The organism is Streptomyces botrytidirepellens (assembly GCF_003721215.1).
In the GTDB taxonomy this organism is placed as follows: domain Bacteria; phylum Actinomycetota; class Actinomycetes; order Streptomycetales; family Streptomycetaceae; genus Streptomyces; species Streptomyces himastatinicus.
On record NZ_RIBZ01000415.1, the window covers coordinates 1 to 927 of the forward strand.

Below are 927 nucleotides of genomic sequence, written 5' to 3' on the forward strand. Positions count from 1 at the left end.
GCCCCGGGCCGGGCTGGGTCCGCGGCTGCGCTCCGGGCGGGGGCCCGGCCTGGCCGGGAGCCTGCGCCGGGGCCTGGGGATGGGCGCGGGTGCCCGCGGGCTCCAGATCCGCCGAGGTGTTCTGGTTCGCCATGTCGGGCCGGGCGGCCAGCTTGCGCCGCCTGCCGGATCCCGCGGTGGACGTACCACCGGAGGGCGTCTGGGGCTGCTGCGGCTGGGGAGTGCGCTGGTGTTCGCTGACCTGCTGCGCGAACGGCACCCCCTGGCCCAGCGTGCGCACGCTGAACGCGCGCCCCTGAGTGGTGTCCGCGCCCTGCGGAGCGCCCTGCTGGGGGCTTTGGGGCGCGCTCTGGGGCGCCTGGGGAGCCTGGCGTGCGTTCTGCGGCGCGCCCTGGGGCGGTGCGTTGCGCGGCGCCTCGGGAGGCAGCTGCTGCGCGGGCAGCTGTTGCTGTTGGGCAGGGGGCTGCGCCCCGGGCGCGGGCTCCGGCTGCTCCTCGGCGAGCGGACGCCGGGCGCGGCGCCGCCCGGTGGGCTGGGCCGCCTGCTGGCCGCCGAGGGAGTCCTGCGGGGCCTCGCCCCAGGCGGGCTGCTGCTGTTCGGGGGTGCGGGCGGCGGGGAGCGACGGCATGGCGGACTCACCCGTACCGCCGCCTGGTCCGGCCGTGCCCGGACGAGGGGGTTGCGGCCCGCCCTGCCCCTGGTTCGGCCCTCGGTTCTGGCCCTGCTGGGCCGGTGCCTGCTGCGGGCTCTGACCGGGACCGGACGGCCAGCCTCCGCCGCGCGCGGTGCCGCCGGGGGGCACGGGCTCGCCCCGTACGGCCAGGCCACCGGCCTGCGGCTGGGCCTGGGCCTGTGGCTGTGGGGCGCCGATGCGCGGGTCGCGGCCGCCTGGCTGCGCCGGGACCAGTCCGGCGGGCCCCGCCGGAC

The 927-nt window shown here is 80.4% G+C and carries 1 protein-coding gene and 1 pseudogene; one reads left to right on the top strand and one right to left on the bottom strand.

Annotated elements, in window-relative coordinates; translation table 11 throughout:
- Positions 1-628: pseudogene (locus EEJ42_RS31265) on the bottom strand (response regulator); the annotation flags it as partial.
- Positions 629-679: 51 nt separating this feature from the next.
- Between EEJ42_RS31265 and EEJ42_RS51235 the strand changes: the two are divergent.
- Positions 680-927: hypothetical protein (locus EEJ42_RS51235; protein WP_221179446.1), on the top strand; the 248-nt coding region annotated here is incomplete at its 3' end.